We start from the raw sequence: 22,910 nt of genomic DNA on the forward strand, positions 1-22,910 counted from the left end.
CGGTGCAGCCTCACGGGAAGGTGCGCGGCTATGACGCATGTCCTTTTGGAGGTTTCCTTGGCTGCCGGCCGGACCCGGCGGCGGTGGAAAACCTCCCGCACTGCGGCTTTTTGGCACGCAAAATGCTTATAAAGCGCCGGCCGATGATGGCCGGGTACAAACGTGCGGGGCTCTCAACCCCACCTTTCGCATCATCTACAGAGAGGCTCAATGACCAAGTATAAGCTCGAGTACATCTGGCTCGACGGATATACGCCGACTCCGAATTTGCGCGGCAAAACTCAGATCAAGGAATTCGCGTCGTTCCCGACGCTCGAGCAGCTTCCGCTCTGGGGCTTCGATGGCTCCTCCACGCAGCAGGCCGAAGGCCACAGCTCGGATTGCGTGCTGAAGCCGGTTGCTGTGTTCCCGGACGGCGCCCGCACCAACGGCGTGCTCGTGATGTGCGAAGTCATGATGCCCGATGGCAAGACCCCGCATCCATCCAACAAGCGCGCCACCATCCTCGACGATGCCGGCGCCTGGTTCGGCTTCGAGCAGGAATACTTCTTCTACAAGGACGGCCGTCCGCTCGGCTTCCCCGAGTATGGCTATCCGGCGCCGCAGGGCCCGTACTACACCGGCGTCGGCTACAAGTTCGTCGGCGACGTCGCCCGCAAGATCGTCGAAGAGCATCTCGACCTGTGCCTCGCTGCCGGCATCAACCATGAAGGCATCAACGCGGAAGTCGCGAAGGGCCAGTGGGAATTCCAGATCTTCGGCAAGGGCTCCAAGACCGCTGCCGATCAGATGTGGATGGCCCGCTATCTGATGCTGCGCCTCACCGAGAAGTACGGCATCGACATCGAGTTCCACTGCAAGCCGCTCGGCGACACCGACTGGAACGGCTCGGGCATGCACGCCAACTTCTCCACCGAGTACATGCGCAACGTTGGTGGTAAGGAGTACTTCGAGGCGCTGATGGCCGCCTTCGACAAGAACCTGATGGACCACATCGCCGTCTACGGCCCGGACAATGACAAGCGTCTGACCGGCAAGCACGAGACCGCTCCGTGGAACAAGTTCAGCTATGGCGTGGCTGATCGCGGTGCCTCGATCCGCGTTCCGCACTCCTTCGTCAACAACGGCTACAAGGGCTATCTGGAAGACCGTCGTCCGAACTCGCAGGGCGACCCATACCAGATCGCTTCGCAGATCCTGAAGACGATCGCGTCCGTGCCGACCGACAAGAAGGCCGCGGCCTAAGATCCTCCCGGCCCGGGCTGGGGGCTGGCCCGGGTTGGCTTTCAAATCCGCCGGAGCTGCAAGGCTCCGGCGGATTTTTGCATCTGGATGGCAGCGGCCGTGCCGGAAGCAACCGTGCTGGCTGGCAAGCGCAACCCGCGCTTGACCGCCACGCTCAAAGTGATGCATCGCGCCTGATCGCAAGGGGACATCGCCCATGGAAAAAGTTCGCATGCTCTCGACGCTCGGCCTGATGGGCGCGATGCGCAGCCTGTCCGCCGCCTTCGAGGCCGCAACAGGCATTCACGTCGATGCCGACTTCGCGCCAACTCTGGCGCTGCTCAAGCGGCTGCGCGCGGGCGAGGCCGCCGATCTCGTGATCCTCACGCGCGAGGGGCTCGATGCAGTGATCGGCGAGGGCCGCGTAATCGCAGATACCGCAGCGGACCTCGCGCGCTCCTATGTCGGACTTGCCGTGCGGAAAGGCGCACCGCATCCCGACATCGCAACTCAGGCTGCACTGCGCCAGACGCTGCTTGCGGCGCGATCGGTCGCCTATTCGCGGCTCGGTGCGAGCGGGGTGTACTTCGCCCAGCTGATCGTACGGATGGGCATTGCTGATGAGATCAACGCCAAGGCCACCATCGTCGAGCAAGGCTTTACCGCAGAGCGGCTCGTCAGCGGCGAGGCTGACCTCGCCGTGCAGCAGATCAGCGAGCTGAAGCAGGTTGATGGCATCGAGGTGATCGGCCCGGTGCCGCACGACTTGCAGACGGCGGCCGTGTTCTCCGCGGGTCGCATGGTGAATGCGAAGCAGGCCGACGCCGCCGACCGGCTGTTGCGCTATCTGGCATCCGCCGAAGTCGTGCCCGTGCTGCGGCAATCGGGACTCGAGCCTTGAAATCGCCGGGACGCGGAAGCAACGTCATGTCCATGCGGACTTTCCTCTGTGCCATTTTCCTCGCGCTCACCTTGCCGGTTGCCGCGCATGCGCAATCGGCCGATCTCGTCCTGTGCGACCGTGTCGCCGCGGACCCGAGCGATCCCGACAAGCCGGCCGACGTGAAGGGCGTGCCTGACATCGCAGCCTCCGACATCGCGACCGCGATCAAATTCTGCAGGCAGGCGGCATCATCCTCGCGCCGCGCGATGTTCGCGCTCGGCCGCGCCTATGCGGCCAACCGGCAGACGGCGGAGGCGATCGCGGCCTGGCGCAAGGCGGCGGACAAGGGCTCGAGTGCGGCGATGGTCGAGCTCGGCGTCGCCTACGGCACCGGCTCAGGCGTCGCCCAGAACGAGGCGCAGGCGCGCAAATTGTTCGAGAAGGCGGCGCAGGCGGGCAATCCTCGTGGCGTCTCCAACCTTGCGGCAATCGGCAGCGCCGGCGGCGGCGCGCCCGCCGATCCCGCGCAGGCGCGCGCGCTGCTCGGCAAGGCCGCCGAGACCAACGCGGAAGCGCAGTACCAGCTCGGCCTGATGCTTTCCAATGGCAATGGCGGCGAGAAGGACGACGTTGCGGCGCGCGCGCTGTTCGAGAAGGCGGCCGCGCAAAACCATCCCGGCGCGCTGGAGCGGATGGGCGCCTTCGCGGAAGAAGGCCGCGGCGGCCCGAAGGACAAGGACGCAGCCAAGGCCTATTACGAGCGCGCTGCTGCGCTCGGCGACGAGGACGCCAAGAAGGCGCTGGAACGGCTGCGCTGCCCCTACGCGATCAAGGACAAGCAGGGCAAGCTCGTCACCACTCTGTGTTTCTAGCGCACCTGCGAGGCCGGGCTTGATCGAGCGCAAGGTGGCACGGCCCGGCCGGCCTAGATTGCGTCTCCATTGGAATGGAGACGTGCGATGACACTGCGGCATTGGATGATCGTGTTGGCCGGCCTGGGAGCAGCCACGGCGGTGGCGGCGCAGGATCTCAAATCGCCCTCGGCGGACCAGTACGTGCCGCGGCTCGGTGACATCATGACCGCCGCGCAGACGCGCCATCAGAAGCTGTCTCTAGCCGGCAAGGCGCAGAACTGGGAGCTCGCCGCCTACGAGCTGCGCCAGCTCAAGGCGAGCCTGGTCGAGGCCGCCTTGCTCTATTCGGGCATCCCCATCAGCAACGTCACGACGTTGGAGCCATCGCTGCAAGCGACGTCCGACGCCATCACGGCGAAGGACGGCCGCAGATTCGCGAAAGCCATGGGCGATCTGACCGAGGGCTGCAATTCATGCCACCGCTCGATGGGGCGCAGCTTCGTCGTGATGAAGGTTCCCGCCGATCCGCAGCCGTTCGCCAACCAGCAGTTCGCGCCGCAGGCCAAGCCTTGACCGCCAAACCCTGACGGAACGCGCCGCGTGGGAAGCGGGTTGACCTGCAAGGCACGACAGGAGGCGCAACCATGATCCGCAAGCTCGCATCCGGCGAATACCGGCTCTATTCGCGCAAGGTGAATCCCAAGACCGGCAAGCGCCGCAATCTCGGCACGTTCAAGAGCCGCGCGGCGGCAGAGAAGCACGAGCGCGAGGTACAGTACTTCAAGCGGCATTAATGTCTGGCGCATGTCGGCCAAGCCGACACGCCGAAAACAACCCCATGCACAGTAGCCAAGTGGTTGAAATTCAAAGCGGCGAGGGCGGCCGACCCGCTATTGCGGATTTTTCGAAATTGACTTGACCCGTCGGGCAAAACAGGTGCATGCTGACATGATCGCACCGTCGGCTCCGTAAGCGCCTCTGCGCGGATAAGCCGGATGGTCTTGATGCGGCGACGGTGCTATGTGGCCTGTTCTTCTCTTTGAATTTGCGGGTTCATGACTTTGCTCGACGGACTCTACCGAGTTGAATACGGCATCAACGGCGCGTTCGGCCGCAGCATCATGTGCCTGCACGACGGCAAGATGCTCGGCGGCAATTCCGCGTTCGCGCATCTTGGCACCTATCGCGTCACGGAGGGCGCCATCGAAGCCCAGGTCATTACCGAGCGCCACAATGACGATCCCAACTATCGGCCGTTGATGGGGGCCGACGTCACCTCGATCAAGGTGCGCGGTCGCACCGAGGGATCGACGATCCTGCTGGAGGGCAGGGCGGACGCGATACCGGACGGCGTGTTCTGGGCCAATCTCGCGCCGCTCGACGACGAGGCGCTGCCGCCACGCGGCGCGATAGGGCAAGGCAGCATCGCCAACGGGCTCTATGCGATGCAGCTGCGCGCGCTCGACGGCGTCGAGGCCTCACTCTCCGGCGTGATGCTGTTGATCGACGGCCGCATCCTCGGTGGCGATGCGTTCTTCTACTATCTCGGCGCCTATTCCTCAGCGGACGGTCGCTGGAAGGGCGAGATGCTCAACCAGGAGCACACGCCGGCGAGAGGCGACAATCCCGTGTTCGGCGGCATCGAGGTGGGGATCGGCTTCTCCGGCACCTGCACGGAAGACAGCGGCGAGCTCGAAGGCATCGCGCTCGCCGGCAAGCGCAGCCTGCGGCTGGCGGCATCGCTGAAGCTGATGCGGCGGGCGTAGGGGCGGCGGGCTATGAGTTTGTTGTGTCCGCTTTGCTATTGGAAGGCGACGTGAAGCCGAGACGTCCACTCTTCAGCTCCGGGCCAAAGGCTGCCCTACGACCGAAGTCAGCGTGACGTGGCACGGTTCAGTTGTTGTGAGTTTAGCTCCGAGATGAGATCCACCATCTGGCATAGTTCCTGAAACCATAAAATCCGATCAGTGGCGGCCAGCTCCAAGGCACGGACAGCCAGACCGTACGAGGAGCTTGCGCCGCAAGGAAATCGACAGACGCCGGCGCTCGCGCCGCTCGTCGGCTTAGGTACACGCTACCATAGCGAGCACCGTATGCTGCTGCTCGTACACTCTCGATGTCCTTTATGGGAACGCATAGATGCCACGCTTCCATACCGAACGGCCTAAACCGAATACCCACATGGGTGCGGGTTACGATAAAGGTTAGTCCGCTTGCGACCAGCAATACCACGAAGACAAAGATTGGAAGCAGTGTTTGCAATTTAATGAGCGCATCGTGGCGATTCACTCGGCGGGATCGTAAGTCCGCTCCGGGTCAAACTCGACAAAACTCACAAGCAAGGTGGATGCTCTGGCTCGATTGCTGCCAATACACCTGCAAGTTGAAAGGTGTTGAAAGGAGCTTCTCCTCGACGGTGCCGTCCATGAAGTTCTTCGACCAGCCGTCGATGTAGTCGTTGCCGGGAATCCAGGGAGAGGATTGCGCCGGGGTATGCCAGGGTATCTTGACCATCTCGGCCTGTGCAGACGAGAACGACAAAACAGCGACGAGTGAGAAGATGATCATCCTCATTGAAAAATTGCGCCCCTTGCTTCCCTGATTCCAATCGACAGCATATCCGAGTTAGGGGGCGCTGGCATGGCTCGCTCGCACCGGAGTGCTGCTCAAACGGTTGATCCTGCGGTGCTCTCACGGCAGGGAAGGGGCAGGGCGCTTCTCGTGTATTCGACCTTTCTCCGATCCGGTCCATAGGAACATTCGCGCGCCTGCGCGGTAGGCGTCTCGCGAAGCTTCACGATGTTCCGCTTCGCCGAGGTTTCCAATCGATCCCGTCGCGCCGCGCAGGGAGAAGGTGTCGCGCGTCCTTATCGGCCGCCAATCGCGCCAGCTCTCAACCTAAACATTCATTAATCCTGCAACGTTCGACGTTCTTTCCTGTTGGATTCCGTACCAGCCGCACAACGTCACGAATGACATACGGGACGCTTCCGATGAATGTTAGCGAATATGTTTGGCATCGCCTGTCCGAATGGGGTTTGAAGCGCGTCTATGGTTATCCCGGCGACGGCGTCGGCGGCCTCGATGTCGCTCTCGAAAAAGCCAAGGACAAAATGGAGTACGTGCAGGTTCGCCACGAGGAGATGGCAGCCTTCATGGCCTCGGCCCATGCGAAGTTCACCGGCGAAGTCGGCCTTTGCTATGCCACCTCCGGTCCCGGTGCGATTCACCTCCTCAACGGGCTCTATGACGCCAAGATGGACCACGTTCCCGTAGTCGCGCTCGTCGGTCAGCAGGCACGAAGCGCGATCGGGGCAAGCTACCAGCAGGAGGTCGATCTCCAGACCTTGTTCCAGGGCGTGACCGAATATGTCGCGATGGCGAGTGTGCCCGAGCAGGTCCGTCATCTGATCGACCGGGCGGTTCGCATCGCACACACCAAGCGGGCCGTGACCTGCGTGATCCTGCCGAACGATCTGCAGGAACTCGATTACAAGGATCCGCCGCTGGCGCATGGCGCCACCCACACCGGCGTTGGCTATGCCGGACCGGCGAAGCTGCCGGATCAGGCCGCACTCCGCGCCGCCGCCGATGTCCTCAACGCGGGCAGCAAGGTTGCCATGCTCGTCGGTGCCGGCGCACTGGATGCAACGGATGAAGTGATCGAAGTTGCCCAGCGCCTGCAGGCCGGGGTCGCCAAGGCGCTGCTGGGCAAAGCGGCGGTACCAGACGATTTGCCGTTCGTGACCGGTTCGATCGGCTTGTTGGGAACGCGGCCAAGCTGGGACCTGATGAAGAACTGCGACACGTTCCTGATGGTGGGCTCCGCCTTTCCTTACAGCGAGTTCCTGCCAAAGCCGGGGGCCGCGCGCGGCGTGCAGATCGACATCGACGGCCGTCGCCTCAGCCTGCGCTATCCGATGGAAGTGAACATGGTCGGCGATAGCGCCACGACACTGCGCGCGCTGTTGCCGCTGCTCACCCAAAAGAAGGACTCATCCTGGCGGCGCGACATCGAGAAGGGCATGGCCGATTGGTGGGAGACGCTGAAGGAACGGGCGATGAATTCCGCCGAGCCGCTCAATCCGCAGCGGGTGTTCTGGGAGCTGTCGCCGCGTCTGCCCGACAACGCCATCATCACCGCCGATTCCGGCTCGGTGGCGAACTGGTATGCGCGGGACCTCAAGATGAGGCGCGGCATGAAGGCGTCGCTGTCCGGTGGGCTTGCCTCGCTCGGTGCCGGCACGCCTTACGCGCTTGCGGGGAAGATGGCTTATCCCGATCGCACCGTGATTGCCTGCATGGGCGATGGCGCGATGCAGATGAATGGGCTCAACGTCATGATCACCATTTCCAAATATTGGAAGCGCTGGTCGAATCCGCGGCTGATCGTGCTGGTGCTCAACAATCGCGACCTCAATCAGGTGACGTGGGAGGAGCGCATCCAGCTCGGCGCGGGCAAGACCGAGTCGACCCAAAGCATTCCTGATTTCCCTTATCACCGCTACGCCGAGCTGCTCGGCCTGAAGGGCATCTTCGTCGACAATCCCGACCGGGTCGGCGCGGCATGGGACGAGGCGCTCGCTGCCGACCGGCCTGTCATCCTCGAGGCCTATACCGATCCCAACGTGCCGCCGCTGCCGCCGCACATCACTCTGAAGGAGGCCAAGAATTTCGTCAGCATGATCCCCTCCGAGCCGGAGCTGGGCAGCGTGCTCAAGAACAGCGCCAAGGAATTGCTGACGAGCGTTCTACCCGGGAAAGACTGATGCGGTGCGAGGTCCCAATCCGCAGCGTGCGCGCCGAGGCGTACACGGTGCCGACCGATCGCCCCGAGGCGGACGGCACCATCGCCTGGAATTCGACGACGATGGTGCTCGTCGAGGTCGAGGGCGGAGGCCGGGTCGGGCTGGGCTACACCTATGCGAGCGCCTGCCTCGTCGGGCTGATCCGGGACAAGCTCGCCGCTGTGATCAATGGCAGGGACGCCATGGCGCCCCAGGCCTGTTTCGAGGCGATGCAGCGGGCGGTCCGCAATCTCGGACGTGAGGGGCTCGCAGCGACGGCGATCTCCGCTGTCGATACCGCCTTGCATGATCTCAAGGCGCGTCTGCTCGACTTGCCGCTCGTCGTCGTTCTCGGCGCGCGCCGGGCCTCCATCCCGATTTACGGCAGCGGCGGCTTCACCACCTATTCGGATATAGAGCTGGAGCAACAGCTCGGCGGCTGGGTCGCGCAGCAGGGCTGCGCCTACGTCAAGATGAAGATCGGCTCCGAGCCCGAGCGGGATCCGCATCGCGTTGCGGTGGCCAAGCGCGCGATCGGCGATGCGGCCCTGTTCGTCGATGCAAACGGCGCATGTAATGCGAGGCAAGCGATCCGGCTCAGCCATGTGTTCGCCGAGCAGGACGTCAGCTGGTTCGAGGAGCCGGTGTCATCAGACGATCTGCGTGGACTCGCCATGGTGAGGCAGCATGTCCCTGTCGGAATGGACGTGGCCGCGGGCGAATACGCCTACACGCTCGATTACGTGCGTGCCATGCTCGAGAGCGGTGCCACCGATGTGCAGCAGGCCGACGCGACGCGCTGCGGCGGCTTCACCGGCTTTCTGCAGATTGCGGCGCTGTGCGAGGCCTTTCACGTCGACCTCTCGGGTCATTGTGCGCCGGCGCTGCATCTCGCCGTCGCCTGCGCGGCGCCCCGCATGCGCCATCTCGAATGGTTTCACGACCATGTCCGCATCGAGCGCATGTTCTTCGACGGCGCGCCGCGGCCGCGCGAGGGCCGGATCGCGCCCGATCTGTCGGCGCCGGGGCACGGGCTGGTCTTCAAACGGACCGATGCCGCCCCTTACGCGGTGCCGGAGGCCGCATGACCAGGCCCGCCGAACGCGATCTGATTGCCATCGCCGGGATCGCCGCATCGGGCCTGGCGCTTGTCTCAGTATTTTCGAACGCCCGGCGCGCGCGCCCCTCGCGATCGCGCCTTGCCGCGCCGGGTCGCAATCGTTCCGACGGTGCAGAAACCGTGACAACCGCGCGCAGGCTAAATCGCGCCGCGGGAACGCTTGCGGCCTCGGTGCTCGCCGATTCCGGCGTCGAGCACTACCGCGGCTCGTTCAAGAACAAGGCCATGTACACGCCGCTGCTGGTTTCGGCGCTCACGCTGGCGACGAGCCTGCACGGCACCGCCGATATGCGTCCACTCGCGCACAAGGCGCGCGATGCGACCTACCTGCTTGCGGCCGCCACCGGCCTCGTCGGCTCCGGATTCCATCTCTACAACGTCGGCAAGCGCGTCGGCGGCTTCAGCTGGCAGAACGTGTTTTACGGCGCGCCGATCGGCGCCCCCATGGCGATCCTGCTGTCCGGCTTGCTCGGCTTCTGTTCGGAACGGGTGCGCGAAGCGCACCGAACGCGCCCGCGCATTTTCGGTCTGCCGGCGGGACGCATGATCGCCGCAGTCACCGGTGCGGGCCTGCTCGGCACCACCGGCGAGGCCGGCCTGCTGCATTTCCGGGGCGCCTACCACAACCCGTTCATGCTTCTGCCGGTCACGCTGCCGCCTGTCGGCGCGGCGCTGCTGATGTCGGCGGCCGGAGGTGGTCCGGGCAGGGCGCATCGGTTCACCCGCTGGTGGATGCGCCTGCTGACGGTGATGGGCTTTGCCGGCGTCGGTTTCCACGCTTACGGCGTGTCGCGAAACATGGGGGACTGGCGCAACTGGAGCCAGAACATCCTGAACGGACCACCGATCCCAGCGCCGCCCAGCTTTGCCGGCCTCGCGCTGGCGGGTCTGGCTGCGCTCGGTCTCATGAAGGCGCATCCCAATGCATGAACAAAGCGACCGCTATCCCGGATACGACGTGCTCGCCAAATGGTCGGGTCCGTCCTGGAACGACAAGACGCGCGAGGTCATCACACGGCGGCTGTCGATCGCGCCCGAGCCGCGCTTCTTCACAGTGGACGAATACGAGACGGTCGTGGCGATCGCGGACCGTATCGTTCCGCAACCGGCCGACCGTCCGCCCGTGGCGATCGCCGCGCTGGTCGATCGCAAGCTGGACGACCAGATCATGGACGGGTTTCGCAGACCCGGCGTGCCCAGGGACGGCGAGGCGTGGCGTCTCGGCCTGAAGGCGCTGAACGCCGAGGCCGCCGCAGCGTACGGCAAACGTTTTGCCGAATTGCCGGAAGCTTTGCAGGACAAGCTGCTGCGCGCCGCGCAGTCAGGTGAATTGGCATCAGGCGAATGGGGCGGCTTGCGCTGCGAGGTCTTCTTCAGGCATCGGCTGGGTCGCGACATCGTGCTTGCCTATTACGCGCACCCGACCGCCTGGAGCGAGATCGGCTGGGGCGGGCCCGCAAGCCCGCGCGGTTATGTGCGCCTCGGCCTCGACGAGCGCGATCCCTGGGAAGCCGCCGAGGCAAAGGACGGCAATGCCGCGACAGCTTTCCGGAGCAATCGCCGTGTCCGATGATCCCCTGCATGTGCCGCGCGCGTGCGATGGTCGGGCGCCCGACGTTTTCCGTCCGGGCGGCTGGGTGCCGATGCGGCAATATCGCGAGAGCGAGCCGGTCGATTTCGCCATCGTCGGAACGGGCGCGGGTGGCGGCACGCTCGCCTGCAAGCTCGCCGAATATGGTTTCTCCGTCGTTGCGTTCGACGCGGGTCCTTATTTCAGGCCGCTGGAGGATTTTGCCTCCGACGAATCCGAGCAGACCAAGCTCTATTGGACCGACGACCGCATCATCGACGGCGACAACCCGCTCCAGCTCGGCAGCAATAACAGCGGCAAGGCGGTGGGCGGCTCGACGGTGCATTTCGCGATGGTCTCACTGCGCTTCCGGCCCGAATGGTTCAAGTCGCGTAGCGTGCTCGGCTACGGCGCCGACTGGCCGCTCGACTGGCGCGAGATGTGGGACTACTACGCCGAAGTCGAGCAGGCGCTGAAAATAGCAGGTCCGGTGACCTATCCCTGGGGGCCGCGGCGTCCGCGCTACCCGTATCGTGCCCACCCGCTGAACGGCGCGGCGCGGGCGCTGGCGAAAGGCTGCGAGGCGCTGGGCATCAAATGGACCGAGACGCCGCTGGCGACGCTGTCCGCGCCGCGCGGACTGGCCCATCCTTGCGTCTATCGCGGCTTCTGCGTCACCGGCTGTTCGACCAATGCCAAGCAGAGCGCGCTCGTCACATGGATCCCGCGCGCGATCGCGGCGGGTGCGGAAATCCGCGATCTTGCGATGGTCGGGCGCGTCGAGGTCGAGCCCTCAGGCTTGGTGTCCGGCGTCCACTATCATCGGGACGGCAGCTGGCGTTTTCAGCGCGCGCGCAACGTGGTCGTTGCAGGCTATGCGATCGAGACACCACGGCTCCTCTTGAACTCAGCGACAGCCCGCTTTCCCGACGGCCTTGCCAACAGCTCGGGTCTGGTCGGAAAGAACCTGATGGCGCAATCCAATCAGGCGGTGTGGGGACGGTTGGAGCAGGAGGTTCGTTCCTACAAGGGGCCGCCCTCGCTCGCCATCACCGAGCACTGGAACTACGAAGACAAGGGCAAGGATTTCTTCGGCGGCTATTCCTACATGAGCCAGGGACCGTTGCCGCAGCTGTGGGCCAACACGCTGTTCAGCGCGCGCGGTCTGTGGGGGGAGAGCCTCGTCGAGGCCATGAAAGACTACAATCACGTGGTCGGCCTCAAGATCGTCGGCGAGATGCTGCCGCAGGAATCCAACCGGGTGACCCTGTCCGACGAGGTCGACCAGTACGGATTGCGGATTCCCCGGATCACCTATTCCTGGTGCGACAACGACAAGCGTCTGATCGATCACTCCCTCAAGTTCATGCGGCGTGCGCTGGAGGCGGTGGACGCAAGCGATATCTGGATCCAGGACGACGACACCTGTCATCTCAACGGAACCGCGCGCATGGGCAGCGATGCCTGCAACAGCGTCGTCGATGCCGACTGCCGCAGCTGGGACATTCCGAACCTGTGGATCTGCGACGGCTCGGTTTTCCCGACGGTTGGAGGCGCCAATCCGTCGCTGACGATCCAGGCGATCGCGTGCCGGACCGCGGACCGCATTCGTGCTTTGGCAAGCCGAGGCGAACTCGAGGCCGGTTCATCACGGCCATCCATTCAGCGGCGATCAATCGAGGTGCAGAGATCATGAGCGTGGTGCCAATTCATTCAGGCGGGGTTGTCGTCATCACCGGAGCTTCGGCCGGCGTCGGGCGCGCCACCGCGCACCGCTTCGCCCGCGACGGCTGGCGTATCGGTCTGATCGCGCGCGACGCCGAGGCGCTGGAGGAGACCCGTCGCGAGGTCGAGCAGCTGGGTGGAACGGGGCTGGTGTTACCGGCCGATGTAGCCGATGCGGAGGCCATGTTCGCCGCGGCGGACCGCGTCATCAGGGACTTCGGCAGGATCGATGTCTGGATCAACGATGCCATGGTCACGGTATTCTCGCCGGTGTGGAAAATGAGTGCCGAGGAGTTTCGCCGCGTGACCGAGGTGACCTATCTCGGCTTCGTGCACGGCACCATGGCGGCGCTGCGTCATATGCGTCCGGCCGATCGCGGCCACATCATCCAGATCGGGTCCGCGCTAGCCTATCGCGGCATCCCGCTGCAATCGGCTTATTGCGGCGCCAAGCATGCCATTCGCGGCTTCACCGATTCTCTGCGCACCGAGCTGATCCACGACAGGAGCCGCATCCATCTCACCATGATGGAGCTGCCGGCGGTCAACACGCCCCAATTCGATTGGGCCCGGACCCACATGCCGCGGCAGCCGCGCCCGGTCGCGCCGGTGGTGCAGCCCGAGGTGATCGCGAATGCAGTCTATCAGGCTGTCCGCCGTCCCCGCCGCGAATCCTGGATCGGACTGAGTACGCTCAAGGTCATCCTGGGCAATGCCGTGCTTCCGGCCTGGCTCGATCACTATCTGGCCAAAGCGGCGTTCGCGGCGCAGGAGACGGCGGAGCCGGTGGGAGAAGAACGCGCCGACAATCTGATGAGCTCAGTGCGATCTCTGCATCGCACGCGCGGGCGTTTCGGTGCGGAGGCGAATGATCATGCCTTGACCGTTGATGGTCCCATGGCACGTATCGTACCGCTGGCCGTCGGCGCTCTTGCCGCTTTCGCAGCCGGCCTTCTGGTCGGCACACGGACCGGCGCATTTGCACACACGCGCCCCCTGCGGAGCCGAGCAGATCGCGCTAGAAAATTCCTAGGAACGATCGGCGCGGCACGACGATAACGCGTATCTCTCAACCCAGGAGAACGCTCATGAGACCAACTCTCGCCATGGCAACATTGCTGGCATTTCTCGGCTCGCCGGTGCTTGCGCAAACGTCCGCTCCCGTCAACAGCTCGCAGATGGACGCAGCATCGAGCAAGAACGACCAGGGCAGCCCGGCCGACGCTTCCCCGAACGGCGGCCAAACGCAGGATACAGATGCAATCCAGAAAATTCGCCATGATCTGGAGAAGGCCGGCTTCACCGACGTGAAGGTGGTCGCCCGTTCATTCGTCGTGCAGGCCAAATCGAGCGACGGCAATCCCGTGCTCATGACAATCGGTCCGCACGGGATGTCCGTGTTTGAAGCGATGAGTGGAGCAGGGAGCAATTCAGGGACGGTCGGCACGGGCTCAGGTTCGGCGGGATCCGAATCCAATCCATCCGCCTCTCCGCGTCAGAATAGCGGGGCTTCGGGCAATCAGCAGAGCGGATCTCAACAATAGCGAGGGGCGCGGGCCGGAGAGGAGAGTTGAGGTACCGCCGGCGCCGGGTGGTGGACCGGCAACGGCGGCCTCGAGAGTCCGGCCGCGACGTTTGTAAACCTGCGTTGATCTCGCGAGCGCTGCGCAAACTTGAACTTCTGCGATCGCAGGCTACTACTTCAGAGGGGGAACGGCAGATTCCGCAAAGATGCAACGCCAGGCGACTCTCGCAGGCATCTTGCGGAGAACACGTCGGTCAGGTTGCGCTTCGCGGCTGCCATGTTCTGTCCCCGCCGCGGGGAATTTGGGGTTGGTCATTTGAAACGTCGAGCTCTTTACGCGACCGTCTCGCTGGTCGCGCTTGCATCGGGCATCTCTGCCGCACGTGCCGCTGATTTGTCGGTCAATCCGCCGTCGCCGCCGATCGCTTCCTGGACCGGCTGGTACGTGGGAACGCACCTTGGCAGTGGTTGGGGCTACGATGGTTGGCGCAGCGGTAGCGGCGTGCTGGCGCCCCTCACGCCGTTCTTCGGCGAAGCTTCGAGCGGCGGCACCATCGCTGGCGCCCAGATCGGCTATAACAAACAATTCGGCCGTTGGGTGCTCGGCGCCGAGGCGGACGCGAGCTTTGCGGATCTGCAGGGTATCGCCGAATGCGCGAATGGCCTGTGGCTGTGCCGGACCCGCACCAATGCGCTCGGCACCGCGACGGCGCGGCTTGGTTTGACGGTCGACCAGTTCCTGCTCTACGGCAAGGGCGGTCTTGGCTGGGCGCACGAGCAGTTCGCGATGTTGCCTTACCCGTCGTTCGGAATCCCGAACCAGTTTTCCGGGGATGCGATGCGCCTTGGCTGGACCGCCGGTCTCGGGCTCGAATATGCCTTCTCGCCCGCGCTGTCTGCCAAGGTCGAGTACGACTGGCTCGACTTCGGCAACAAGACCACGCGGATGACCGACCAGTTCGGCAATCAGTCCGATGTCGTGGTGGGGAGCCACGCGCAGCTCGTCAAACTTGGGCTGAACTATCATCTCGGCAACGGCCTTCCCGCGTTTGCAACCGGGGCCGGCCCTGCATTCATGTCCGCGGCGGCGCCATCAGGCAATCGCAACTGGACCGGCTTCTATGTCGGCGTCCATGGCGGTGGCGGCTGGGGGCGCACCGACTGGAAGCAGGCCGATGGCGTGTTCAACACCTTCGCCGACAGCATCTTTGCCGGCAGTGGGGAAGCGGGCGGGATGATGGTCGGCGGCCAGGCCGGCTATGCCTGGCAATTCGGCCGCTGGGTGACGGGCATCGAGGGCGAAGCCAGCTGGGCTGATGTCGACAGCAACGCCAAATGCGCCGTGAGCGAGGTGGGGCCCACGAGCTTCAACTGCCACACCCGCATCGACGCGCTCGGTGCGCTGACCGGACGTCTCGGCACGACCTATGGCAATCTGCTCATCTACGGCAAAGCAGGCGCAGCCTGGGCCCACGAGACCCACGACGCCGTCAATCCGCAGGCTGCCTTTGGCGCTCTTCCGACCAACCGTTTCACGGCGGACGACACCCGCTGGGGCTACACGATCGGCACCGGCCTCGAATACGCCTTCTCGCCCGCCTGGTCGGCCAAGGTTGAATACGATTACGCGAACTTCGGCAGCAAGACCGTCGCCTTCACGGACCAGTTCGGCAACGTTTCGAATGTCGGGCTTTGGCAGGACCTGCACAGTGTGAAGATGGGCGTGAACTACAAGCTCGGCGCCGATCCGGCAGCCGCAGCCTACGCGTCGGCCGTGCCGTCGAAAGCGTATGTCAAGGCGCCGGAGCGCTTCGCCGACTGGAGCATCGAGGCGGGCGCGCGTGCATTCGTGAGCAGTGGCCGCAAGGCTCAGGATCTCGGCGCCATCCCAGGTCAGGACAATATCGTCTCGCGCCTCAGCTATCGCGGCATGACCGGCTATGCGGCCGAACTGTTCGCGCGGCTCGATCACCGCGACGGCATCTTCGTCAAAGGCAATCTCGGGCTCGGCGACTTCGCCGGCGGCACGATGAACGACGAGGATTTCGTGCCCGGCGTGACACCGTATTCGAACACGCGTCACCAACAACGAGACGGCCGTCTCCGCTATGGAGCGCTCGATGTCGGATATGACGTCATCAAAGGGCCGGCCGGAGAGCTCGGCCCCTATGTGGGCTATCGCTCGTTCTACGAAAGCGGCCCGACATTCGGCTGCGTCCAGGTCGCGAACGGCGGCATCTGCGCGCCGCCGACCACGCAGGACACGTCGCTGCTGGCTCTCAGCGAAACCGAGACATGGCGCGGCGTTGCAGTCGGCTTGAACACGCGCGTTCCACTGAGCGATCGCTGGAAGCTCGAGATCGATGCCGCCTATCTGCCCTATGTCAATTTCCAGGGGCATGACCAGCACTGGAACAGGCCCGATATCAACCCGGGCCCGGAGCGCGGCGACGGCTGGGGCACGCAGATCGAGGCGATCGTCTCCTACGCGATGACCGATCGCTGGAATGTCGGTGTGGGTGGCCGTTACGTGTATCTCGCCACCAACAACGCCTACACGCAGTTTCCGGCCGTCTCGCCCAACCAGCTCGAGAAGTTTTATACCGAGCGTTGGGGTGGATTTGTGCAGACCTCGTATCGCTTCGGAGGGGACATGCGCGCCCAAGCGTCGGCCGCGTCGTCTCCGGCGGCACCGCGGGACTGGACCGGCGTTTATATCGGCGGGCATCTCGGCGCCGGCGCCGGGACCAGCGACTTTGCCGATCCGTATCCGTCGTTCGGCTTCGGCGATCGGGTGCGCACGGCCGGCGCCGTCGCCGGTGCGCAGATCGGCGTCAACTACCAGCGCGGGCACGCGGTCGTGGGGCTCGAAGCCGCCGGCTCATGGTCGCGGGTCGAAGGCACCTTCACGTGTTTCACCGGCTTCCCCGATCCGTTTGCCGCAGGAATGAACTGCGGCTCGACGTTGGACCGGCTCGCAACGTTCACCGGCCGCCTTGGCTACGCAGCCGACAGTACGCTCTATTACGTCAAGGCCGGCGCCGCCGTGGGGCACACCAACTTCATGCTCAATGCCGACCCGGTGCTCAATGCGATGGGGCTCGGCAACACCGGCGGGGTCCTCAACAGCAGCACGACTGCATGGGGCTGGACTGCGGGGGCAGGCATCGAGCACGCGCTGGATGCGCACTGGTCGGTCGTAGGCGATTACAAATATGTCGACCTCGGCAGCACCCCGGCCAGCTTCGCCAACGCGCCGGACCCGCTCGCCGCGGTTCAGTCGGAAACGATCAAGCAGCGCTATCACGTGATGATGCTCGGCGTGAACTACAAGTTCGACTGGACTCAGTTCGCTGGGCGAGGCGCGACAGCACATTAGGACCGCGGAGGGCGCGGCGCGTTCGCGCCTCACGGCGCAGGGCAGGCCGCTCCCGTCTTCACCCACGCTTCGACGAGCGCACCGGCCTGCGCTTGCGTGCCCGGGACGGGCGAGCGGCCGAAGCCGGGTTTCCAGGCCCAGCCGACCAGTGTGTCCTTGCCGATGTGATCGATGAGATATTCCACCTTGCGGCCGCCATTGCGCGCGGGGTCGCGGATCTGCTCGCAGATCTCGCCGATCGTCTTGCCTTCCCAGGCCATCTCGCGCGGGGCGAGATGCCATTCGGGATGGCCGGGAATGCGGCCGGGCTCGAAATTGGCCTTCTGGTGGCAGGAGTGGCAGCGCATCGCTTCAAGGCCATGGCCATCAGTGCCGCGCGTCACCGGCGGCTGATGCAGGCGGGGATTGTCGCCCTGGCGCGGGCTGTCGCAGGCCGGATGGCAGTTGGTGCGGCGCGGATGCGTCAGCACCTTGCCCAGCTCGGTGAATCGCGGCCGAGCGCTTCTCGGTGTCGGTGATGTCGGCAAAGCTCTCGGGCGAGGCAAGGCCGTGGCTCGTCGTGTCGGAGGCGGCGTAGCCGGCGCAAAGGCTGCTCGTCAGCGCTGCCATCACGGCCATGATCTGACGCGCGCGGTGATCATGACTGGCGCACTCATTTGGCGGCGACCAGATAGCGGCTGGAATCGGCCAGGATTACGTCGCGCACCGCGTCGTGGTACTTGATGTAGCCGGTGCAGCGGCAGAGATGGCCGTCGAGCGCATCGGCGATGGTCTGCTCCAGCGCTTCGCGGGTCACAGGGCTGCGCGCGAGGCGTTCGAGCAGCACCTGGCCTTCGCCAAGCCGGCAGTGCAATAGCCGCACTGGAAGGCGAAGTGATCGATAAAGGCCTGTTGCAGGCCGAGAGCTGGCCTTCCTTGGCATGGCCTTCGACGGTGCGGATCGAATTGCCGTCGAAATTGACGGCCGGTGCGGTGCAGACGCGGAAGCGGAAGCAGCTCCTGATCGCACCCGGCCAGCGCGCGGACATCCTGGTGAAGGCGGACGCGCCCGGAACTTATGCCTTCAACGCTGCGCCCTACGACCAGGGCCACCCGTCACCGGTCGGGCCGCTGGCGCGGGTCGTGGTGTCAGGCGCGCCGATGGAGATGAAGCTGCCGGCGCCGCCGCCCGCGAGCATCAAGGACAGCGAGATCACGGGGCGGCGCAAGGTGGTGCTGTCGGCGACTGCGCCGGACGCCGATGTGGAGGAGTGGACCATCGTCAATACGCATGAGCATGACGACCACGTATTCCACATCCAAACCAACCCTTTCGAGGTGGTCTCGGTCAACGGCAAGGCGCTGGCGACCCCGGAATGGCGGGATTCCGTCATCGTCGAGCGCAAGGGCGGCGAGCTCGTGTTCCGCTCGCGCTTCCTCGATTTCACTGGAATCTTCATGCTCCACTGCCACATGATGAACCATGAGGAGATGGGCATGATGCAGACGGTCGAGGTCTACAGGGGCTGACCAAATCAGCATCGCCGTGGAGGTGCAAAGCCGGGTGTCGCGATCAGCCGAGTGACTGCGACACCGGCGTTCTTCGAAGCATCTGGAGCGTCAACGCGATCCGAGGCTTACCGATCAGGAAATACCACGACCCATGCGTCCATGGACTATGGGGTAACGCGTATCGTGGGGGTAGCATTGAGATCGGAAGCGGAAATATTCGTCGCGAGAACCGCGCGCAGCAAAGTGAAGATCTGCTTTGTATTTTCAGCCCCCTCCATCGGTACGCAATAGTTTGCGCCGTGATACCAGGCTTCGGCGAAGCAGCTCGCTCCGGATCCCGAGATGATCGTCAAGACCTGGGCTCTTCCCGCATCATCATTGCCGCGCTCACGTCCCTTCAGCGCCACCCGATACTGAGATTCGCTCGCGACGATACGTCCGAGATACTGAAAGATCGCGAAGGGAGAGCGCATTCGCAGCTCCACCCCCTTCAGATTTCCGGGACCCATGATCGAGAAATGAGCAGCCTCAAGGGAAGCTTGACTTCCGCAGACCCTCAATCCCGGAATGAATTTCTTGTGCGCATATTCCCGGAACCAGGCTGGATCGTAGCAAGTGACGACTTTCGAGATGGTCTTGGGTTCTGTCGTGCTGTCCTTGGTCCACTTGGGATTCGGCACGGCAATCGTTTCGGTGCGAAGGCCATACTTGACGGCGAGATCGATTAGGAATCTGAACTTCTCAAAACGGCAATCGTTTTCGTGAAGCCCGTACCAAATCGCGATGTCACTGTATTGCGTCGATCTACCGCGACCGCTGTTGGCTGGCATGCACATCGCGCTGTTGTGCTCCACCTCGCTTTGCGAACTGTGCCAGTCGTTGTCTTCCGGATCGTTGCGGTATTCATACACCGCTCCATCCATGCCGGTTGTTCGGATCGAGGCAATCAGGACGTAGAACACCAACTCGCGACTGAGACCTTGACTGAACCAGGTGTTGGTTTGAGTGGCGTCCATTCCCCTAAGCAGACCGGTGTAGAAGTCTTTCGTCTCAAGCACATTGAGGTCGAACGAGCCGCTGATCTGTCCATTGATGTTGTTTGGACCGAACTGGCTCGCTGGGTGCGTAACGTTGGCGACGTAAGTAAATTGACCTGCCTGAGATGTGAGCCCGAGCTGTCCCGACCCCGTATACTTGGCGATGGCGACGAAGTTCAGCGGTTCGGATTGTGACGCCCTCAGGATGTTCAGAAGTATGGTGTTGTTCAGGACCGCATCGGCCCCCTCGTTGACGGAGTACGTCCTCGGCGATAGGGCGTTGTCGACAAGGCCGCAGCCGCTGACCATGGTTAGGACGGCGAGGGCCGCGATGGCCCGCAATGAGCTAAGGTTGCAAAACATTCTTTCCCCCTAGACGAAAATTGTCCGAGGGTAGTACGTTGACATGATTAGCGCTATGGTTGATTGCGCCGGAGCGCGGGGTCAGTGGGAGGGGCAATATGGCTACCTACAAGGATGCCTTCGAAGTCTTGAGAGCTGCCATCAATAATCCGGACGATCCTGAGAGGCTGCGGCACGCCAAGCAGCACCCAAAGCTCAAGAAGACTTTGGTCGGCTTCACTCAGAATGACCTTCAAGTTCTTGCGAAGGTGCTGAAGGCGGCGCCAGGCGCTAAGGCATTCAAGTGTGACGAGCAATAGTATGCCGCCATTCCAGTGCATCGAGAGCGAAGGAGAAGGCCCTCTCTCGCGCCGACAAATCCGATAGCAGGATGGAATTGCTCCAGGCGTATTGTTCCGGTTGGGCGAGAATGATGTCCTCCAGAAAGCCGAGGAGCGTTTGCGTGCAGTCTTTGGTGGACGGTTTTACAACATCGCCCATCGTGTAGCCGAGAAGAGCCCTGGACTCTACCCGGGTCGCAAGAGGCAGTAGCGATGCGCGGCTGTGCCGCGCATATAGCCAAGGCATCGACGACACCGCGACTTGGTAGCCCAGGAATGGATAACTCCGGCGCGAAGCGAACGGAGCGTCTATCATGAGCACGATGTATCGGCCGCTCATCCTCAATTCGTCGAACGCATCGAAAATCCTTCGTAAGCTCGACACTTGGTCGAGATCGACGAGCGCGACGCCACTGCGACCCAGTGCATCAATGTAAGTCCTGGAAGCCGAGCGGTAGCATGCGGCCAAAGGTACGCCCGCGCGCGAAAAGGCGCTAAGGAATGCCACAAAATGTCCGTGATGAGCGGTGGCAATAGCCAGATCGCTCGGCGATGTGATCGAGAGCGTCCGAAGCAGATCGTCGAGCTCGGATATCCCAATGCGATCGCTTTGTGCGGCCAGTTGCTGATCGAGCCTCCTGTAATCGCTCTGGAACTTGGCTGCTCTCCCATAGAGGGTCATGATCTCTGCTTTGGGGCGAAGGTTCGCAAGGCCTGCGGAAAGCAGCACCGCTCGCTCCAGGAGCTTCGCGCCCTCCGAGGCTGGGTCCGGTATGGTCAAGTGAAGATCCCTTCATCACCGCTGATGGCAAAGGGTCGATCCACATTTTGTGCAAGTCAAGGTTGCCGAGCTCCTCGTATGCGGCGGACGAGCCTGCCGGGGCCGGTGCTGACACGGGAAGGCAGCCCAGCTTGACTAGGACGGAATCCGTACCCCGCCGGGCTTCCCTTGGGCGTGGCCATGGCCTATTACGCTGCAACGCAAAATTCCCCCCAAAAGACCCCATGATCCGCCTCGACAACATCAGCAAGCAAGCCGGCCACCAGATCCTGTTCATTGAAGCCTCCGCCGCCCTCAACAAGGGGGAGAAGATCGGCCTCGTCGGCCCGAACGGGGCCGGCAAGACCACTCTGTTCCGGATGATCGCCGGCGAGGAGCTGCCTGACGAAGGGCAGGTGTCGACCGATCGCGGCATCACCATCGGCTATTTCAACCAGGACGTCGGCGAGATGTCTGGCCACAGCGCCGTGGCCGAGGTGATGAACGGCGCAGGCCCCGTCAGCGAGGTCGCGGCCGAGCTGCGCCAGCTCGAGGCCGACATGGCCGACCCCGACAAGGCCGACCAGATGGACGAGATCATCGCGCGTTACGGCGAGGTGCAGCACGCCTTCGAGGAGCTCGACGGCTATGCGCTCGACGGCCGCGCGCGCGAGGCGCTGTCGGGCCTCGGCTTCAGCCAGGAGATGATGGACGGCGACGTCGGCAAGCTCTCGGGCGGCTGGAAGATGCGCGTGGCACTGGCGCGCATTCTGCTGATGCGGCCCGACGTGATGCTGCTCGACGAGCCGAGCAACCATCTCGATCTCGAAAGCCTGATCTGGCTGGAGAAGTTCCTGCACGATTACGAAGGCACGCTGCTGATGACCTCGCATGACCGCGAGTTCATCAACCGCGTGATCTCGAAGGTGATCGAAATCGATTCCGGTTCGCTTACCACCTATACCGGTGATTACGAGTTCTACGAGCAGCAGCGCGCGACGGCCGAGAAGCAGCAGCAGGCGCAGTTCGAGCGCCAGCAGGCGATGCTCGCGAAGGAGATCAAGTTCATCGAGCGCTTCAAGGCGCGCGCCTCGCACGCCGCGCAGGTGCAGAGCCGGGTGAAGAAGCTCGACAAGATCGAGCGGGTCGAACCGCCGCGCCGCCGCCAGAGCATCGCCTTCGACTTTCCGCCGGCGCCGCGCTCGGGCGAGGACGTCGTCGCGCTCAAGAACGTGCACAAGGGCTATGGCAACAAGCGCATCTATGACGGGCTGGATTTCATGATCCGCCGCAAGGAGCGCTGGTGCGTGATGGGCGTCAACGGCGCCGGCAAGTCGACGCTGCTCAAGCTGGTGGCGGGCGCGAGCGAGCCCGATGAAGGCACCGTCGCGCTCGGCGGCAGCGTCAAGATGGGCTATTTCGCCCAGCATGCAATGGACCTGCTCGATGGCGAGCGTACCGTGTTCCAGTCGCTGGAAGACCAGTTTCCGACCGCGGGGCAGGGCAGCCTGCGTGCGCTCGCCGGCTGCTTCGGCTTCTCCGGCGACGACGTCGAGAAGCGCTGCCGCGTACTCTCAGGCGGCGAGAAGGCGCGCCTGGTGATGGCCAAGATGCTGTTCGATCCGCCGAACTTCCTGGTGCTGGACGAGCCGACCAACCATCTCGATCTCGCCACCAAGGAAATGCTGATCAATGCGCTGTCCGATTTCGAGGGCACCATGCTGTTCGTCTCGCATGACCGGCACTTTCTGGCGACGCTGTCCAACCGCGTGCTGGAGCTGACGCCTGATGGCATCCACCAGTATGGCGGCGGCTACACGGAATACGTCGCGCGCACCGGGCAGGAGGCACCAGGGCTGCGGAGCTGAACGC

At 63.8% G+C, this 22,910-nt stretch carries 20 protein-coding genes and 2 pseudogenes; 17 read left to right on the forward strand and 5 right to left on the reverse strand.

Features of this window, described 5'->3' with window-relative positions; translation table 11 throughout:
• Window positions 1–210: 210 nt before the first annotated feature.
• The 6 genes from IF809_RS03155 to IF809_RS03180 all read left to right on the forward strand — a co-directional run bounded on the left by IF809_RS03155 (window position 211) and on the right by IF809_RS03180 (window position 4,727).
• Entirely contained in the window at window positions 211–1,245 is a 1,035-nt protein-coding gene (locus tag IF809_RS03155) for a glutamine synthetase beta-grasp domain-containing protein (RefSeq protein WP_128965902.1), read from the forward strand.
• Between the two features lie 196 nt (window positions 1,246–1,441).
• Complete coding sequence (locus IF809_RS03160; protein ID WP_462836787.1) at window positions 1,442–2,125, forward strand: substrate-binding domain-containing protein; 684 nt, start codon at window positions 1,442–1,444, stop codon at window positions 2,123–2,125.
• A 32-nt stretch (window positions 2,126–2,157) separates the two neighbouring features.
• Window positions 2,158–2,979 carry a tetratricopeptide repeat protein gene (locus IF809_RS03165; protein WP_462836885.1) on the forward strand — a complete coding sequence of 274 codons (822 nt, stop codon included), beginning with the start codon at window positions 2,158–2,160 and terminating at the stop codon, window positions 2,977–2,979.
• Window positions 2,980–3,066: 87 nt separating this feature from the next.
• Window positions 3,067–3,534 carry a hypothetical protein gene (locus tag IF809_RS03170; protein WP_462836788.1) on the forward strand — a complete coding sequence of 156 codons (468 nt, stop codon included), beginning with the start codon at window positions 3,067–3,069 and terminating at the stop codon, window positions 3,532–3,534.
• Between the two features lie 71 nt (window positions 3,535–3,605).
• Complete coding sequence (locus IF809_RS03175; protein WP_007609497.1) at window positions 3,606–3,755, forward strand: hypothetical protein; 150 nt, start codon at window positions 3,606–3,608, stop codon at window positions 3,753–3,755.
• 267 nt (window positions 3,756–4,022) lie between these two features.
• Window positions 4,023–4,727 (forward strand): GrlR family regulatory protein, encoded by a 705-nt coding sequence (locus IF809_RS03180; RefSeq protein WP_462836886.1) that lies wholly within the window; start codon window positions 4,023–4,025, stop codon window positions 4,725–4,727.
• A 550-nt stretch (window positions 4,728–5,277) separates the two neighbouring features.
• Here IF809_RS03180 and IF809_RS03185 read toward each other — a convergent pair.
• Window positions 5,278–5,535, reverse strand: coding sequence for a hypothetical protein (locus IF809_RS03185; protein ID WP_462836789.1), 258 nt, complete (start codon window positions 5,533–5,535; stop codon window positions 5,278–5,280).
• 419 nt (window positions 5,536–5,954) lie between these two features.
• Between IF809_RS03185 and IF809_RS03190 the strand changes: the two genes are divergently transcribed.
• From IF809_RS03190 to IF809_RS03225, 8 genes are all read left to right on the forward strand, one after another.
• The gene (locus IF809_RS03190; protein ID WP_462836790.1) at window positions 5,955–7,730 is read left to right on the forward strand and encodes a thiamine pyrophosphate-requiring protein; all 1,776 of its coding nucleotides are present in this window, start codon (window positions 5,955–5,957) and stop codon (window positions 7,728–7,730) included.
• A complete protein-coding gene (locus IF809_RS03195) occupies window positions 7,730–8,836 on the forward strand; it encodes an enolase C-terminal domain-like protein (protein ID WP_462836791.1) in 1,107 nt (368 codons plus the stop codon). The genes IF809_RS03190 and IF809_RS03195 overlap by 1 nt, the downstream gene beginning before the upstream one ends.
• Window positions 8,833–9,798, forward strand: coding sequence for a hypothetical protein (locus IF809_RS03200; protein WP_462836792.1), 966 nt, complete (start codon window positions 8,833–8,835; stop codon window positions 9,796–9,798). Before IF809_RS03195 ends, IF809_RS03200 begins: the two co-directional genes overlap by 4 nt.
• A complete protein-coding gene (locus IF809_RS03205; RefSeq protein WP_462836793.1) occupies window positions 9,791–10,441 on the forward strand; it encodes a gluconate 2-dehydrogenase subunit 3 family protein in 651 nt (216 codons plus the stop codon). The genes IF809_RS03200 and IF809_RS03205 overlap by 8 nt, the downstream gene beginning before the upstream one ends.
• The gene (locus IF809_RS03210) at window positions 10,431–12,134 is read left to right on the forward strand and encodes a GMC family oxidoreductase (protein WP_462836794.1); all 1,704 of its coding nucleotides are present in this window, start codon (window positions 10,431–10,433) and stop codon (window positions 12,132–12,134) included. Before IF809_RS03205 ends, IF809_RS03210 begins: the two co-directional genes overlap by 11 nt.
• 5 nt (window positions 12,135–12,139) lie before the next feature.
• On the forward strand, window positions 12,140–13,222 hold the full coding sequence (locus IF809_RS03215; protein ID WP_462836887.1) for an SDR family oxidoreductase: 1,083 nt from the start codon (window positions 12,140–12,142) through the stop codon (window positions 13,220–13,222).
• A 47-nt stretch (window positions 13,223–13,269) separates the two neighbouring features.
• Window positions 13,270–13,707 carry a hypothetical protein gene (locus IF809_RS03220; protein ID WP_462836795.1) on the forward strand — a complete coding sequence of 146 codons (438 nt, stop codon included), beginning with the start codon at window positions 13,270–13,272 and terminating at the stop codon, window positions 13,705–13,707.
• A gap of 297 nt (window positions 13,708–14,004) precedes the next feature.
• The gene (locus tag IF809_RS03225) at window positions 14,005–17,067 is read left to right on the forward strand and encodes an outer membrane protein (RefSeq protein ID WP_462836796.1); all 3,063 of its coding nucleotides are present in this window, start codon (window positions 14,005–14,007) and stop codon (window positions 17,065–17,067) included.
• A 29-nt stretch (window positions 17,068–17,096) separates the two neighbouring features.
• On the opposite strand, the pseudogene IF809_RS03230 reads toward IF809_RS03225, so the two are convergent.
• Both IF809_RS03230 and IF809_RS03235 read right to left on the reverse strand, forming a co-directional pair.
• Window positions 17,097–17,685: pseudogene (locus IF809_RS03230) on the reverse strand (Isoquinoline 1-oxidoreductase subunit).
• 34 nt (window positions 17,686–17,719) lie between these two features.
• Window positions 17,720–18,044 (reverse strand): annotated as a pseudogene (locus IF809_RS03235) ((2Fe-2S)-binding protein); the annotation flags it as partial.
• 169 nt (window positions 18,045–18,213) lie between these two features.
• Here IF809_RS03235 and IF809_RS03240 point away from each other — a divergent pair.
• The gene (locus tag IF809_RS03240) at window positions 18,214–18,576 is read left to right on the forward strand and encodes a multicopper oxidase domain-containing protein (RefSeq protein ID WP_308421696.1); all 363 of its coding nucleotides are present in this window, start codon (window positions 18,214–18,216) and stop codon (window positions 18,574–18,576) included.
• Window positions 18,577–18,722: 146 nt separating this feature from the next.
• On the opposite strand, the gene IF809_RS03245 is transcribed toward IF809_RS03240, so the two are convergent.
• Window positions 18,723–19,958 carry a hypothetical protein gene (locus IF809_RS03245; RefSeq protein WP_462836797.1) on the reverse strand — a complete coding sequence of 412 codons (1,236 nt, stop codon included), beginning with the start codon at window positions 19,956–19,958 and terminating at the stop codon, window positions 18,723–18,725.
• Between the two features lie 98 nt (window positions 19,959–20,056).
• On the opposite strand from IF809_RS03245, the gene IF809_RS03250 reads away from it, so the two are divergent.
• The gene (locus IF809_RS03250) at window positions 20,057–20,257 is read left to right on the forward strand and encodes a hypothetical protein (protein ID WP_128965916.1); all 201 of its coding nucleotides are present in this window, start codon (window positions 20,057–20,059) and stop codon (window positions 20,255–20,257) included.
• Here the strand turns inward: IF809_RS03250 and IF809_RS03255 are convergent.
• A complete protein-coding gene (locus tag IF809_RS03255) occupies window positions 20,238–21,008 on the reverse strand; it encodes an LpxL/LpxP family acyltransferase (protein WP_462836798.1) in 771 nt (256 codons plus the stop codon). The two genes, IF809_RS03250 and IF809_RS03255, sit on opposite strands and share 20 nt — an antisense overlap.
• Before the next feature lie 275 nt (window positions 21,009–21,283).
• Between IF809_RS03255 and IF809_RS03260 the strand changes: the two genes are divergently transcribed.
• Window positions 21,284–22,906: an ABC-F family ATP-binding cassette domain-containing protein gene (locus tag IF809_RS03260; RefSeq protein ID WP_462836799.1), complete on the forward strand. Its 1,623-nt coding sequence runs from the start codon at window positions 21,284–21,286 to the stop codon at window positions 22,904–22,906.
• Window positions 22,907–22,910 lie beyond the last annotated feature (4 nt).

This window comes from Bradyrhizobium sp. UFLA06-24 (assembly GCF_054967145.1).